The organism is Actinoplanes sp. NPDC020271 (assembly GCF_044388125.1).
In the GTDB taxonomy this organism is placed as follows: domain Bacteria; phylum Actinomycetota; class Actinomycetes; order Mycobacteriales; family Micromonosporaceae; genus Actinoplanes.
This window is the reverse complement of the sequence record NZ_JBIRWQ010000002.1, coordinates 305904-320968: the sequence shown is the minus strand read 5'-3', so window position 1 is coordinate 320968 and position 15065 is coordinate 305904. Positions and strand designations below refer to the sequence as shown.

Here is a 15065-nt window from a genome sequence, read left to right as displayed (position 1 = left end):
GTTGCGGAACGGGTTCAATCGCGCTTGCGGACGAGAGTGACCCCGTCGCGCACCGGCAGCATCACCGACTCGACCCGCGCGTCGCGGACGATCCGGTCGTTGAGTTCCGCGATGGCCCGGTCGGCCGGCACCCGGGGCGCGAGCACCCGGCCCCCGCGCAGCACGTTGTCGAGGGCGAGCAGCCCACCCGGGCGTAACCGGGTGACCAGCTCCTCGTAGTACTGCGGATACCCGATCTTGTCGGCGTCGACGAACGCGAAGTCGATCACCGGGTCGGGCGCGAGCGCGCGCAACGTCTCGATCGCCGGGGCCAGCCGCAGCTCGATCCGGTCCTCCAGGCCGGCCTTCCCCCAGAACTCCCGGGCGACCGCGGTCCACTCCGGGGACACGTCGCAGGCCAGCAGCCGGCCACCGGGCTGCAGGCCACGGGCGATGCAGATCGACGAGTAGCCGGTGAAGACGCCCACCTCCACCGCGTACCGCACCCCGGTCAGCCGCACCAGCAGCGTGAGCAGGGCGCCCTCGTCCGGGCTGACCTGCATCCCGGCGTACTCCGGTGGCAGCGAGGCGCGGGTCTCGGCGGCGAGCTCGCGCAGGACGTCATCCGCGGGCTCGCTGTGCGCCAGCAGGTAATCCCCGATGCCGGGCCCAAGAATCTGCGTCATACCACGCAGCCTGCCCCAAACCCGTCGCGACCGCCAGGATTACGCTGCGCCTCCTGCTCCGCCGCCACCGCGACCGGATCCGCGCCGCGTGCTCCGCCGTCACCTCGACCGGATCCGCGCCGCGGGCTCCGCCGCCGCCTCGACCGGATCCGCGCCGCGGGCCACGATCGCCGCCGACCCGCACGACCCGGATGCGTGCCGACGACGCGCTTGGCGACGACGAGGACCTCCAGCCCGGCCACCCCGGCCACCCCGGCCACCTTCCCGGCCTCTGACCCAGCCGCGCTCGGTCAACTGTCCGTCAGGGGTGCTTCACCCTGACGAGACGCCCCGGAGAACCAGCCACACCCGCGCGGTCGCCTCAGAGGCGCTGGACCCCACGAAACATCCCTGGGAGCTGGCTACGGCCGAGCGGCGGGGCGTCAGGAGTCCACCAACGCTGCTGAGGGACCCCGAGGAGCCGACCGCGGTTGGGTGGCCGGGGCGTCCGAGGTGCCATGCCCTGCGACGCACTCGTGGGAGCCGCCCCGGTCGGGCGGGCACGGAGGTGGGTTCGGGGTTGACCGTGCCCCGCCACGGACGTCGCCCTTCCGGGCTTTGCGTTCAGGGCCGGCCACGGCCCTGCACAGACCGGAAGGGTCCCCGCGGGAGCGGCGGAGAAGGACCACCGCGGACGTAGGACAAGAAGATCTTGAAGTTGATCTTCTGGGTCTTCTACTTGGTGATGATCAGGTACAGCCAACCGGCCAGGAACAGGCCGAGAATCGCCGCCATCAGCCAGGTCGGGACGATGTGGCGGCCGTGGCGCGCCTGTTGGACCTGCTGGCGGATCCGCTCGCGGCGCCGGTCGTAGCGGTTGAGCTTGCGGATCTCTTCGGGATCGGGCTGCTGGCCGGGGTGGGTCGTCATAGCCCGGCCAGCCTACTCCCGACGGCGTCACATGCTTGCGATGAGCCTCTCCACCCGCTCGTCGTAGGCGCGGAACGGGTCCTTGCAGAGGACCGTGCGCTGCGCCTGGTCGTTGAGCTTGAGGTGGACCCAGTCGACGGTGAAGTCGCGCCGCTTCTCCTGGGCGTGCTTGATGAACTCGCCGCGCAGGCGGGCCCGGGTGGTCTGCGGCGGGGTTTCCTTGGCCTCGAAGATCTGCAGGTCGTTGGCGATCCGGTCGACCTGGTTACGCTTCTCCATCAGCGCGTAGAGGCCGCGGCCGCGGCGCACGTCGTGGTACGCCAAATCCAGCTGGGCGACCCGCGGGTGCGACATCGGGATCTCGTGTTTCGCCTGGTAACGCTCGATCAGCTTGTACTTCGAGACCCAGTCGATCTCACGCGAGACCGGGTCGAGGTTCTCGCTCTCGATCGCGTTGAGGACCCGGCCCCACAGCTCGACGACGCGCTTGGCGACCGGGTCGCCGCCGCGGCGCTCGACGAACTCGGTGGCCTTCGCCAGGTACTCCTGCTGGATCTCCAGCGCGGAGACCTCCTTGTTGTTGGCCAGGCGGATCTTGCGGCGGCCGGTGATGTCGTGGCTGACCTCGCGGATCGCGCGGATCGGGTTCTCCAGCGAGAGGTCGCGCATCACCACGCCGGCCTCGATCATGCGCAGCACGATGTCCGCACTGCCGACCTTCAGCAGGGTGGTGACCTCGTTCATGTTCGAGTCGCCGACGATCACGTGCAGGCGCCGGTACCGCTCGGCGTCCGCGTGCGGCTCGTCACGGGTGTTGATGATCGGGCGGGAGCGCGTGGTGGCGCTGGAGACACCCTCCCAGATGTGCTCGGCGCGCTGCGAGAGGCAGAAGACGGCGCCGCGCGGTGTCTGCAGCACCTTGCCGGCGCCGCAGATAAGTTGCCGGGTCACCAGGAACGGAATGAGCACATCGGCCAGGCGGCCGAACTCACCGTGGCGACTGACCAGATAGTTCTCGTGGCAGCCGTACGAGTTGCCGGCGGAGTCGGTGTTGTTCTTGAACAGGTAGATCTCGCCCGCGATGCCTTCGTCGTGCAGACGCTTCTCCGCGTCGACGAGCAGGCCCTCGAGGATCCGCTCACCGGCGCGGTCATGAGCGACCAGGTCGGTGACGGAGTCGCATTCGGGCGTCGCGTACTCCGGGTGGGAACCGACGTCGAGGTAGAGCCGGGCGCCGTTACGAAGAAAGACGTTGCTGCTGCGTCCCCACGACACCACTCGGCGGAACAGGTAGCGGGCCACCTCGTCCGGCGACAGCCGCCGCTGTCCCCGATAGGTGCACGTGACTCCGTACTCGGTCTCGAGGCCGAAAATTCGCCGTTCCATGACGAAACACTAGCCTCATCCGGGGCGCATTGGCAGCCACCACGGGGCTCTAAGAATCAGGCTCGCCATCGCTTGCGGTGCTTACCGCGTCACGACCAGCTACGCGATCGGCCGGCGCTCACGGTGATCCAACCCGCCGGGAAACCGCGCTCAGCGCCGGTCGACACCTCACGGCCGGCACTCGGGGCTGTCGAACGCGCCCGGAAACACCCCTCAGCACCAGCCGGACGGACGCGCCGCCCCGGCGGCACGGACCACGGCGGAGATCGCGCAGAACGGCGGAGACGCGGAACGGGCACGGCTTCGACAGCCGTGCCCGTTCCGTGCAGAAACCCGCCGTTACTCGGTGTCCTCCGAGGCGGCCGACTCGGTCGGCTTGGCGTCGGCCGGCGCCGGCGGTGCGGCATCGGTCTCCCCGAGGTCCGCGTCCGCCACCGACTGATGCCCGAGCAGGCTGGTCAGCGTCGCGTCCGCGATCCGCCGGAACGTCCGGCCGGTGCGCTTACGGTCCAGCACCGCAACCTCGAGCTGCTTGGCCGCGAGGGTGCGGGTCTGCCCGTTCTCCCCGCCGACGCTGCCGAGGGCCTCGGCGGCCAGGGCGAGCGCGGTCGGCAGGTCGGCGTTCACGTCGTGCCGCTCACGCAGCACGCTGGCGATCGCCTCGGCCTGGCCGCCCATGGCCATGAATCCGGGCTCGTCGAGCGCCGAGCCGTCGTACATGATGCGGTACAGCTCGTCGGCCTCCGGGGTGGCGCCGACCTGCGCGATGCAGATCTCCACCTCGTACGGCTTCTGGGTCTCCGAGAAGATCGCACCGAGCGTCTGCGTGTACGCGTTGGCCAGCGCCCGCCCGGTCACGTCGCGCCGGTCGTAGGTGAGGCCGATGGTGTCCGCCATCCGCACCCCGGCCCGCCGCAGGCTCTCGAACTCGTTGTACCGCCCGACGGCGGCGAACGCGATCCGGTCGTAGATCTCGCTGATCTTGCGCAGGGTGGTGATGTTCTCGGCGACGAGCAGGATGCCGCCTTCGTACGACAGGACCACGGCCGAGCGGCCGCGGGCGATGCCCTTGCGGGCGTACTCCGAGCGGTCACGCTGGACCTGCTCGGGCGATGCGTAGAACTGCATGGCCACGGGTGGCTACTTCCTCTCTCGCGTGTAGCGGATCAACCGCCCGGGTTCTCCATGCGTCCGGTGACGACCTGCTCGGCCACCGCGGTGATGTCCTCGTCGCTGAGCCGATGCGTACCGTTCGCGGTCGCGGTCATCACCACCGGGAAGATCTTGCGGGTGAGGTCGGGGCCGCCGGTCGCGGTGTCGTCGTCGGCGGCGTCGTAGAGCGCCTCGACGGCGAGCCGGATCGCGTCCTCGGTGCTGACGCCCGTCCGGTACTTCTTCTTGAGCGCGGACTTGGCGAACAGCGAGCCGGAGCCGATCGCCTCGTAGCCGGTCTCCTCGTAGAGACCGCCGGCCACGTCGAAGCTGAAGATCCGCCCGGCGTGCACACCCTCGGCCGGCGCCAGGTCGAAGCCGGCGAAGAGCGGGACCACGGCCAGCCCCTGCATCGCCGCGCCCAGGTTGCCGCGGACCATCGCGGCCAGCCGGTTCGCCTTGCCGTCGAGCGAGAGCATGGCGCCCTCGGTCTTCTCGTAGTGCTCCAGCTCCACCTGGAACAGCCGGATCAGCTCGATGCCGATGCCGGCCGTGCCGGCGATGCCGATGAGGGAGTAGGCATCCGCGGGGTGAACCTTCTTGATGTCCCGGCTGGCGATCAGGTTGCCCATGGTCGCCCGGCGGTCACCGGCCATCACGACACCCTCGGCCGTCGCGATCGCGACGATCGTGGTCCCGTGCGGCGCGACGTCGCCCGCGTTCAGGCCGGGGGGCAGCGGCCGCCGCCCGGGGAGGAGTTCGGGGTGCGCCGCGCTCAGGAACTGCGTGAAGGAGGACGTCCCCGTGTTGAGAAAGAAATCCGGAAGTCGCCCGGATGGATCAAAGCCCGTCGCCACGTGGTTCCTTTCAGATACGTGATCGCACCGGCGCGGAAGGGCCGCCGCTGCGGTTGAAGCACCATATCCCGCACACCCATCCAGTGCGATGATCTCTCATTTTCGTGTCGCGGCCGTCTACGACAGCCGGGCGCCCCATCGGGCGCCCGGCTGATCGGACATTTACGACTATTCGCCGCCTTTTTGCACGTAGCCGCGGACGAATTCTTCGGCGTTCTCCTCGAGGACGGAGTCGATCTCGTCCAGCAGGTCGTCGACGTCCTCGGTGATCTCCGCGTGCCGCTCGGCTACCTCCGGGTTGGCCTCGACGGTGACGTCCTCGATCTCCTGGTCGCTGGAGCTCTTACCGCTCTGCGACTGACCACCTGTGTCTCGGGTTGCCATGGAAGTCCCCCTTCTGAGCCACCCGAAGTCTCAGCAACATCGGGTACGAAAAACCTACCTCGCGCCTGTGACAAAACACATCACCGGCTGGTGATCACCTCGAGCAGATCCTTCGCACTCTCACAGGTGTCGAACAATGCGCCGACGTGCTTCTTCGTGCCACGCTCGGGCTCCATCATCGGCACCCGGACGAGCGACTCGCGCCCGACATCGAAGATCACCGAGTCCCAGCTGGCGGCGACCACTTCGGAGGCATACTGCGCGAGGCACCGGCCGCGGAAGTAGGCCCGGGTGTCGTCCGGCGGCTCGTACATCGCGCGCCGGGTCTCGTCGGGCTCGAGGATGGTCTTCATCGACCCGCGCGCGACCAGGCGGTGGTAGAGGCCCTTCTCCGGGCGGACGTCGGCATACTGCAGGTCGACGAGCTGGAGCTTGGGCGAGGACCAGTTCAGGTTCTCCCGCTCGCGGTAACCCTCCAGCAGGCGCAGCTTGGCCACCCAGTCGAGGGTGTCGGAGCAGAGCATCGGGTCGCGCCCGAGCTTGTCCAGCACGTCCTCCCAGCGGTCGAGCACGTCGACGGTCTGCTCGTCGGCGTCGGCGCCGTACCGCTCGTCGACGAACGCCTTGGCCCGCTCGAAGTAGGCCCACTGCAGGTCGAGCGCGGTGAGCCGGCGCCCGTCGCGCAGCCGCATCAGGTGGGTGAGGCCGGGGTCGTGGCTGACCGACTTCAGCTCACTCACCGGGTCGGCGATGCCGAGCTCGCCGGTGAACACCTTCTCCTCGATCATGTTGAGCACCAGGGCGGTGGTGCCCATCTTCAGGTACGACGCGATCTCCGACAGGTTCGCGTCGCCGATGATCACGTGCAGGCGACGGTACTTGTCGGCGTCGGCGTGCGGCTCGTCGCGAGTGTTGATGATCGGCCGCTTGAGTGTGGTCTCCAGCCCGACCTCGACCTCGAAGAAGTCGGCGCGTGAGGAGATCTGGAAGCCGGAGCCGGACCCGTCCTGCCCCAGGCCGACCCGGCCGACCCCGGTGAAGATCTGCCGGGTGACGAAGAACGGGGTGAGGTGCGCGACGATGTCCGCGAACGCGGTCTGCCGGCGCATCAGGTAGTTCTCGTGCGACCCGTACGACGCGCCCTTGTTGTCGGTGTTGTTCTTGTAGAGCTGGATGCGGTGCGTGCCCGGGATGGAGGCGGCCCGCCGGGACGCCTCGGCCATCACACGCTCGCCGGCCTTGTCCCACTTGACCACGTCGAGCGGGTTGGTGCACTCGGGCGTGCTGTACTCCGGGTGGGCGTGGTCGACGTAGAGGCGGGCGCCGTTGGTCAGTATCACGTTGGCCAGGCCCAGGTCCTCGTCGGCGAGGGCCTCGGCCGGGTCGTAGGCGGCACCGGAGTAGGTGAAGCCGCGGGCGTCGCGCAGCGGGGACTCCTCCTCGTAGTCCCAGCGGGCGCGGCCGTTGCGGTTGAGTTCCGGACGGGCGCCGTAGGCGTTGACCACCTGGGACGACGTGACCATCGGATTGGCGCCGGGCTGGCCGGGGACCGAGATTCCGTACTCCACCTCGGTGCCCATAATCCGTCGAACGCTCATGCGACCACCCTGTCCGCCACGAAGCCGAGCCTGCTCATGCATCGAGCCTAGACGCTCTCACGTTGCTTTCCGAAGCTCCCCGTACCCGGCGTGCCACCTTCCGTGGTGGGAATGATCACCGCGGTGTCCGGGCCGAATCGGTCATCCAGCAGACCCGTCACCCGGCGGCCGAGTCGCTGGCCGGGCCGTTCCACCAGGTGAAAGCTGACCCAGGCGGCCACGAGGGTGCCCGTCACGAACGCCACGCCGACCGCCGCGGGATGCCCGCGCAGCACGTGCGCGGCGACGAGCAACACCGGAATGTGCAAGAGGTACACCGAGAAACTGATCGCGCCGAGCCCGGTCAGAAGGCCCGGGACGGCCCGCCGTCGCATCAGGAACGCCACCGCGAACGTGCCGGCGACCGCCACGGCGACGCTGGAGTCGCGCAGCAGCCGGGTGCCGTCGAGCAGCCACTGGTTCAGCCCGGTGCCGATCAGGACCAGGGTGAGCGCGGCGAACGCGCGGCCGCGACCGATCTGGTGGTGCTGGACGCGGTACACGACCGTGCCGGCGAACATCGCCGCGAGCAGCAGCACCGCGCAACTCGAACTGCCCGGCATCGCGTACCGCCCGGCCTGGCCGTTGAGCATCGGCAGCAGCACCGTGCCGATTCCGATCAGGGCAAACCCGAAGATCAAGATCCGGCTGCCGATGGCGTACGCCGTGAAGCCGCCCACCACGACCCCCGTCAGCACCAGCGCCACCGTCCGGGAACCGCCGAGCAGGGCGTCCGGCAGATGACGGCCGGCCAGCAGCGCCATGAGCGCCAGCCCGCCCGCCCACCACGCGCTGTCCCGATGCCGCCGCCACGCGAACAGTCCCGCGACGATCAGGTAGAACGTCATCTCGTAGGTGAGCGTCCAGAACGGACGCACCACACCACTGAGTCCGAGCAGGTCCTGCAGCATCGTGACGTGGCCCAGCACCACCGTTACCGGGTCGCCCGCAGGCCCTCGCTGCCAGCCGGCCGCGACCAGCAGCAGCCCGGTCGCCGTGGCGAGCAGGTACGCCGGGTAGATCCGGAAGACCCGGCCGACCCAGAAGCGGCGCAGCGAGCCGTGCCGTTCCAGCGACATCGGGATGACGTAACCGCTGACCAGGAAGAAGAGCAGCACGCCGTACCGGCCGAAGTCGAAGTGCCGGTAGATCGCCAGGTGCCGTTCGGTGCCGAGCACGGTCGGCATGAGGTGGAACAGGGCGACCACCGCGGCGGCGAACCCGCGGAGCGCGTCGAGCCAGGCCAGGCGGGATCGGGTCACACAGGGCGCAACGAGCGCGAGGGTGACGGGGAAACCCCGCCACCCTCGCCTCTACATCGCCTTACAGGTACTGACCGGTGTTGGACGCGGTCTCGATGGACCGGCCCGCTTCCGTGCCCTTGCCGCCGGAGACGAGCGTGCGGATGTAGACGATCCGCTCGCCCTTCTTGCCGGAGATCCGGGCCCAGTCGTCCGGGTTGGTGGTGTTGGGCAGGTCCTCGTTCTCGCGGAACTCGTCGACGCAGCTGTCCAGCAGGTGCTGGAGTCGCAGGCCCTTGGTCCCGGAGGTGAGGAACTCCTTGATCGCCATCTTCTTGCCGCGGTCGACGATGTTCTGGATCATCGCGCCGGAGTTGAAGTCCTTGAAGTACAGGACTTCCTTGTCACCGTTGGCGTAGGTGACCTCGAGGAAGCGGTTCTCCTCGGACTCCGTGTACATCCGCAGGACGACCGCCTCGATCATCGCGGCGACCGTGGCGTCCCGGTTCCCGCCGTGCTCGCCGAGGTCGTCCTCGGAGAGCGGCAGGTCGGAGAGGATGTACTTGGCGAAGATGTCCTTCGCCGCCTCGGCGTCCGGACGCTCGATCTTGATCTTCACGTCGAGACGGCCGGGGCGCAGGATCGCCGGGTCGATCATGTCTTCCCGGTTCGACGCGCCGATGACGATCACGTTCTCCAGGCCCTCGACGCCGTCGATCTCGCTGAGGAGCTGGGGAACGATCGTGTTCTCCACGTCGGAGGAGACGCCGGAGCCACGAGTCCGGAAGATCGAGTCCATCTCGTCGAAGAACACGATCACCGGGGTGCCCTCGCCGGCCTTCTCCCGGGCCCGCTGGAAGACCAGGCGGATGTGCCGCTCGGTCTCACCCACGTACTTGTTGAGCAGCTCCGGGCCCTTGATGTTGAGGAAGTAGCTGGTGTGCTTCTCCTCGCCCCGGCGCTCGGCGATCTTCTTGGCCAGCGAGTTGGCCACCGCCTTGGCGATCAGGGTCTTGCCACAGCCGGGCGGGCCGTAGAGCAGGATGCCCTTCGGCGGGCGCAGCTGGTGCTCCCGGAACAGGTCGGCGTGCAGGAACGGCAGCTCCACCGCGTCGCGGATCTGCTCGATCTGCGAGTGCAGGCCGCCGATGTCGGTGTAGTCGACGTCGGGGACCTCCTCGAGGACGAGTTCCTCGACCTCGCTCTTCGGGATCCGCTCGTACGCATACGCCGAGCGGGGCTCGATCATGAGCGAGTCACCGGCGCGCAGCTTCGTGATCTCCAGCGAGTCGGCGAGGAACACGATGCGCTCCTCGTCGGCGTGGGACACCACCAGGGCCCGGTCGCGGGGGCCACCGGACGGGTTGTCCAGGACCTCCTTGAGCAGGACAACCTCGCCGGTGCGCTCGAACCCGAACGCGTCGACGACGTTGAGCGCGTCGTTCAGCAGGACCTCCTGGCCCCGCTGGAGCTCGTCCGCCGCGAGCGACGGCGAGACCGCCACCCGCAACTTACGGCCGCCGGTGAACACGTCCACCGTGCCGTCCTCGTGGGCTGCCAGGAAAACGCCGTAGCCGCTGGGCGGCTGGGCAAGGCGGTCAATCTCTTCCTTGAGAGTGACGATCTGGGCGCGGGCTTCCTTCAGGGTCGCCACGAGCCGTTCGTTGTTCTCGGTCACTCGGGAGAGCTGCGCCTGCGTTGCCGCAAGCCGTTCCTCGAGCTGCCGGACGTGTCGGGGGCTCTCGGTCAACTTCCGCCGAACCAGTGCGAGTTCCTCTTGCAGGAACGCGACCTGGCTGGAGAGATCGTTGGCCTCTTTCTCCCATCGTGCGGCGCGGGAGTCCGCTTCGTCGCTACGTGCCACGTCCCACCTCCCCGGGGGGCTTGAACGTCCTGGCTCAACATTAGCTGCTGCGGAGCGGATTTCATCCCATGCAACACCCTCGTCACCGACTCTTGATCGATTGGTGCGACCACCCATGAGCCGCTCGGACAGGGTTCGGGTACCGTCGGCCGCAACCAGTTGTGGGAGGTTGGGGTGTCGTCGGACACTGATGAGCTGCAGGTCTGGATCGATCAGGACTTGTGCACCGGTGACGGACTCTGTGTCCAATACGCGCCGGAGGTCTTCGAGCTGGACGTCGACGGCCTGGCGTACGTCAAGGACAATTCGGGCGAGTTGCTGCAAAATCCGGGCGTACGTACCCACGTACCGAAAAATTTGCTCCTGGAAGTCATCGACTCGGCCAAGGAGTGCCCGGGCGACTGCATCCACGTCGTCCGCACGCGCGACGACGTGGAAGTGGCCGGCCCGGACGCCGCCTGACCGGCCGGAGACCTTTACAGGGTCGGGCGGCCCACCAGCGACGCGACCACCCGGGAGAACTCCTCCAGGCGGGCGATCTGGCCCGGCCCGCCGTCGTCCAGCGTCTTGCCGAAGCGCAGCGCGTCGTGCCGCATCGACGCCCGCCCCTCCTCCTCGGCCAGGCCGGGCGGCGGCACCGCGTCGTCCACCGAGCTCAGCAGCAGGTAGACGTCGATGCTGTCGACGCGCGCCTGCCCGGTCGTGGTGCGGGTGAGGCGCCGCCGGCAGCCCACCTCGGTGATCGTGGAGAGCGGCACCACCCGCAGCGACGAGGTCATCGAGCCGACCGGACCGTCACCGGGCGCCACGTCCTCCCCGTGCCAGAGCACCAGCCGGCTGCCGTCGCAGACGACGACCTCCTGCCACACCCCGTTCACCTCGTTGACGAAGCGCTCCAGCGTGAAGCACAGCACCGACGCGCCGCGCAGCACCCCGAAGAGCGCCTCCAGGGCCACCTCGGGGTCGCGCAGGTAGGCCCGGGCCGCGGAGTCCAGGTCCGGATAGGGCGACCAGTCCGGGAACACCGCCGGCATCTCGTTGCTGCCGCCGAACGGTGGAGAACTCATCGCGCCCACTCCTTTGGTCCTCCCATCGATGCCTTCAGGAAAACTACCGGACCGCACGGGTCCGGTCACTCCCCGGAGGTGTCCTCCTGATCCTCACGTTCGGCGGCCAGCGCGGCCTGGGCGGCGCGCTTCAACGCGTACGCCTCGGCGCCCTTGCTCGGTTTGCGCCGGCGCGCCGGCGCGGTGACCCCGGGCGCGAGCTTGCGCGAGGACACCAGGAACGCCGTGTGGGCGATCATCCGGTGATCCGGGCGCACCGCCAGGCCCTCGGCGTGCCAGTCGCGGATCAGCGACTCCCAGGCGCGCGGCTCGGTCCAGCCGCCGCGCTCGCGCAGCGCCTCGACCAGCTCGGACAGCTGGGGCGTGGTGGCCACGTACCCGATGAAGACACCACCGGGGATCAGCGACTTCTCCACCATGTCGAGCGCTTCCCACGGGGTCAGCATGTCGAGCACGATCCGGTCGAAACCCTCGATGCCGTTGTCGGCCACGTCACCGGAGTGCAGGTGCCACGCCGGGTGCGGCCCGCCGAAGAACGCCTCGACGTTCTTACGGGCGATCGCCGCGAAGTCCGGCCGCAGCTCGTAGCTGTGCACCTCGCCGGTCTCGCCCACCGCGCGCAGCAGCGAGCAGGTCAGCGCACCCGACCCGGCCCCGGCCTCCAGCACCTTCGCGCCGGGGAAGACGTCACCCATCGCGACGATCTGCGCCGCGTCCTTCGGGTAGATGACCTGCGCACCGCGCGGCATGGAGAGCACGTAGTCGCTGAGCAGCGGGCGCAGCGCCAGGTACTGCGTGCCGCTGGTCGCGGTGATCACGCTGCCGTCCGGCAGGCCGATGAGCGCGTCGTGCTCCAGCGCGCCGCGGTGGGTGTGGAACGCCTTGCCGGGCTCCAGCACGATCGTGTGCATCCGGCCCTTGGGGTCGGTGAGCTGGACGCGGTCACCCACCCGGAACGGGCCGCGGTGGGCCGGGACGAGCTCTTCGACAGCGGGGGCCGGGGTCGTGGTCACTAACTCTTCTCTCACTTCAGGTCTACGTCAGGTGCGTTGCGCGCGCCGCGGCTCCAGGACCGCCGCGACGTCGGCGACCCGCAGGACGCCAACGACATCCTCGCCTGCCGTCACCAGGTACTGCGCACCCGGGTGGGCCTGCAGCGCACGCACCACCTGCTCACCGGTGAGACCCACCGGCAGGCTGGTCAGCGCGTCCCGGGAGCGGGACACACTCTCCACGCTCACCCAGGGCCGCCGGTCGACCGGCACCCGCTCGGCGGCAACCGGATCGACCAGAGCGGTGAGGGTACCCCCCGAGTCGGCGACCCCGAGCATCACGTCCGGCCGGGGATCCTCGGCGCGGCGGCGCTGCGCCTCACCCAGCGGTGTGCCGGCCGGCACCTGCAGCAACGGACGCGCCAGCTGCCCCAGATTGATCAGCGGGAACCGCCCGGTCATCCGCCCCAGCCGGATCGACTGCCCGGCCCCGTGCCACAGGGTCAGCGTGACCAGCAGCACAAAAACCATGCCGAACAAGGTCAAAAGCCCGAGTTGGTACGCCGTGAGCACCGCGAGCGCCGTCCCGAACGCCAGCACCCGCCCCGCCCAACCGGCCACCACCGTCGCCCGGTTCCGGTCCTTGAGCAGCGCCCACATCGCCGCCCGCAGGGCCCGCCCGCCGTCCAGCGGCAGACCCGGCAGCACGTTGAAGACGGCCACCAGTACGTTGCTGACCGCCAGCTGGAACGCGATCTGCCCGGGCACGGTGTCCTCGGCCAGCAGCAGCGCCGCACCGGTCGCCACCCCGCCGAGCAGCAGCGACACCAGCGGCCCGGCCAATGAGACGGCCGCGTCGACCCGGGGCGTCGGCGCGTCGCGCTCCATCTCCGTCCACCCGCTGAGCAGCTCCAGCGTGATCCGGCGCACGCCGATCCCGTTGCGGCGGGCGATCACCGCGTGCCCCAGCTCGTGCAGCAGCACCGAACCGAGAAGACAGACCACGAAACCCAGCCCGATCAGGTACGCCCAGGGCTGCCCCAGCCCCAGCTCGGCGCTCGCATAGTTGCCGTAGACGACGGTCACCAGCAGCGCGAGCAGCACCATCGAGCCGTTGGCGTGGATCGGGATGCCGAGCACACGTCCCACCGGCCGGCCGCCGCGCGGTGCCGGCTGCCGGCGCGTCGCGCTGTCCTCCATCCGTTCGATGCTACGGACCTGTCCAGTTCCGCGTGGATCTTGATCCTGCCGCCGGGTCTCGCGCCGGTTTCGTCGTACCCCTGCCCTAGCCTGGCTGGCATGACGGCGTTCTCTCCCCCACAGGCCTCCGCGTCCCCCGCCACCTCCGCCGGGCGCCCCGGCCTGGGCGACCGGCCGGCCGGGCCGTCGCTGTCCCCGTCTCGTGCCGCCGACTTCAAGACCTGCCCGCTGCTGTTCCGCTTCCGCACCATCGACAAGCTGCCCGAGCAGCCCTCCGCCGACCAGGTGCGGGGCACGCTCGTGCACGCCGTGCTGGAGCGTCTGTTCGATCTGCCCGCCGCGTCCCGCACGCCCGAGGCCGCGGCCGCCCTGGTCACCCCGGAGTGGGAGCGCCTGGTCGCCAACGAGCCCGACCTGGCCGCTCTTTTCGCCGCCGACAGCTCCGGTGTGGGACACGCCACTGACGTCGTCCGCGATCCGGCCGCGGTGGCGGCGGAGGCCGACGCGATCGGACAAATCGCCCTGGTCGACGAGCCCGCGGGCGCGGTCGAGGCGGCCCGGCTCGCCACGTTCCTCGGTGGTGCCCGCGATCTGCTCAACGGCTACTTCGCGGTCGAGGACCCGCAGCGGCTGGAGCCCGCCGAGCGCGAAACCCTGATCTCCACCACGATCGACGAGGAGCTGCTGATCCGGGGCTACATCGACCGGCTCGACGTCTCCCCCGCCGGCGACCTGCGCGTCGTCGACTACAAGACCGGCGGCGCCCCGCGCGAGGCCTTCGAGGGCCGCGCGTTGTTCCAGCTCAAGTTCTACGCCCTGGTCCTGTGGCGCACCCGCGGCGTCGTCCCCCGCGTCCTGCGCCTGCTCTACCTGAAGGATGCCGAGGTCCTCGACTACAGCCCCGACGCCGGCGAGCTGGAGCGTTTCGAGCGCACCCTGATCGCCCTCTCCGACGCCGTCGAGCGCGCCAAACGCGACCAGGACTTCCGCCCGAAACCCAGCCGTCTCTGCGGCTGGTGCAACCACCAGGCCCTGTGCCCCGCATTCGGCGGCACCCCGCCGCCGTTCCCGACCGCGCCCGCGGCCGGCACCCCCACCGACTCCGAGCCGGACCGGCTCTCCACCCCGTCCCGGGACGACGCCGTTGCCTGACCACCCGCCGCCGGCCCGGCCCGGCCCACCCCGCGCCACCCGGCCCCGTCCCCGACCGGCCCGCGCCGCTCGGGCACGTCGGCGACCGGCCCGCGCCACCCAACCCCATCCCCGACCGGCCCGCGCCGCTCGGTCCCATCCCCGACCGGCCCGCGCCACCCGGTCCCATCCCCGACCGGCCCGCGCCGCTCGGTCCCATCCCCGACCGGCCCGCGCCACCCGGTCCCATCCCCGACCGGCCCGCGCCGCTCGGGCACGTCGGCGACCGGCTCGCGCCACCCCGGCACGTCCTCTGGCGATCCGCGCCCGGCCCGACAGGCGGGTGCGATGAAGCCGGTCCGGTTGTTGATCGCAGACGCCTCGGCGCTGCAGCGGGCCGGCCTCCGCGCGGTCCTGACCGGCGCGGCGGGCGGCGCGCGGGGCGTAAGCAGCCCAGAAGGCGTCGCGCGCGGCATGAGCCGCACCGACAGCGCGGCCGGCGGCACGGACAGCGGGGCACGCAGCGTAAGCGGCACGGACAGCGGGGCACGCAGCGTAAGCGGCACGGACAGCGGGGCAC

Annotated in this window: 14 protein-coding genes; 2 read left to right on the top strand and 12 right to left on the bottom strand. The window is 70.0% G+C overall.

Annotated elements, in window-relative coordinates; genetic code table 11:
• Window positions 1-14: 14 nt before the first annotated feature.
• From ACH442_RS05185 to arc, 9 genes are all read right to left on the bottom strand, one after another.
• The gene (locus ACH442_RS05185; protein WP_396121303.1) at window positions 15-665 is read right to left on the bottom strand and encodes an O-methyltransferase; all 651 of its coding nucleotides are present in this window, start codon (window positions 663-665) and stop codon (window positions 15-17) included.
• A 714-nt stretch (window positions 666-1379) separates the two neighbouring features.
• Entirely contained in the window at window positions 1380-1574 is a 195-nt protein-coding gene (locus ACH442_RS05180; RefSeq protein ID WP_396121302.1) for a hypothetical protein, read from the bottom strand.
• A 27-nt stretch (window positions 1575-1601) separates the two neighbouring features.
• Entirely contained in the window at window positions 1602-2960 is a 1359-nt protein-coding gene (pafA, locus tag ACH442_RS05175) for a Pup--protein ligase (protein ID WP_396121301.1), read from the bottom strand.
• Between the two features lie 339 nt (window positions 2961-3299).
• Window positions 3300-4094 (bottom strand): proteasome subunit alpha, encoded by a 795-nt coding sequence (gene prcA, locus ACH442_RS05170; protein ID WP_396121300.1) that lies wholly within the window; start codon window positions 4092-4094, stop codon window positions 3300-3302.
• 32 nt (window positions 4095-4126) lie between these two features.
• On the bottom strand, window positions 4127-4969 hold the full coding sequence (prcB, locus tag ACH442_RS05165; protein ID WP_396121299.1) for a proteasome subunit beta: 843 nt from the start codon (window positions 4967-4969) through the stop codon (window positions 4127-4129).
• Between the two features lie 168 nt (window positions 4970-5137).
• A complete protein-coding gene (locus ACH442_RS05160; RefSeq protein ID WP_396121298.1) occupies window positions 5138-5353 on the bottom strand; it encodes a ubiquitin-like protein Pup in 216 nt (71 codons plus the stop codon).
• A gap of 80 nt (window positions 5354-5433) precedes the next feature.
• Window positions 5434-6951, bottom strand: a complete 1518-nt coding sequence (gene dop, locus ACH442_RS05155) for a depupylase/deamidase Dop (protein WP_396121297.1) — start codon at window positions 6949-6951, stop codon at window positions 5434-5436.
• Window positions 6952-6998: 47 nt separating this feature from the next.
• Window positions 6999-8252 (bottom strand): acyltransferase family protein, encoded by a 1254-nt coding sequence (locus ACH442_RS05150; protein ID WP_396121296.1) that lies wholly within the window; start codon window positions 8250-8252, stop codon window positions 6999-7001.
• Window positions 8253-8313: 61 nt separating this feature from the next.
• Window positions 8314-10095: a proteasome ATPase gene (arc, locus tag ACH442_RS05145; RefSeq protein ID WP_396121295.1), complete on the bottom strand. Its 1782-nt coding sequence runs from the start codon at window positions 10093-10095 to the stop codon at window positions 8314-8316.
• Window positions 10096-10269: 174 nt separating this feature from the next.
• Between arc and ACH442_RS05140 the strand changes: the two genes are divergently transcribed.
• Window positions 10270-10557, top strand: coding sequence for a ferredoxin (locus ACH442_RS05140; RefSeq protein ID WP_396121294.1), 288 nt, complete (start codon window positions 10270-10272; stop codon window positions 10555-10557).
• Between the two features lie 14 nt (window positions 10558-10571).
• Here ACH442_RS05140 and ACH442_RS05135 read toward each other — a convergent pair whose 3' ends face one another.
• The 3 genes from ACH442_RS05135 to ACH442_RS05125 form a co-directional block, all read right to left on the bottom strand.
• Window positions 10572-11162 (bottom strand): hypothetical protein, encoded by a 591-nt coding sequence (locus ACH442_RS05135; RefSeq protein ID WP_396121293.1) that lies wholly within the window; start codon window positions 11160-11162, stop codon window positions 10572-10574.
• Window positions 11163-11227: 65 nt separating this feature from the next.
• Entirely contained in the window at window positions 11228-12175 is a 948-nt protein-coding gene (locus ACH442_RS05130; RefSeq protein WP_396121292.1) for a tRNA (adenine-N1)-methyltransferase, read from the bottom strand.
• Between the two features lie 27 nt (window positions 12176-12202).
• The gene (locus ACH442_RS05125; protein WP_396121291.1) at window positions 12203-13354 is read right to left on the bottom strand and encodes a site-2 protease family protein; all 1152 of its coding nucleotides are present in this window, start codon (window positions 13352-13354) and stop codon (window positions 12203-12205) included.
• Between the two features lie 99 nt (window positions 13355-13453).
• On the opposite strand from ACH442_RS05125, the gene ACH442_RS05120 reads away from it, so the two are divergent.
• Window positions 13454-14506, top strand: a complete 1053-nt coding sequence (locus ACH442_RS05120; protein WP_396121290.1) for a RecB family exonuclease — start codon at window positions 13454-13456, stop codon at window positions 14504-14506.
• The last annotated feature ends 559 nt before the right edge of the window (window positions 14507-15065 follow it).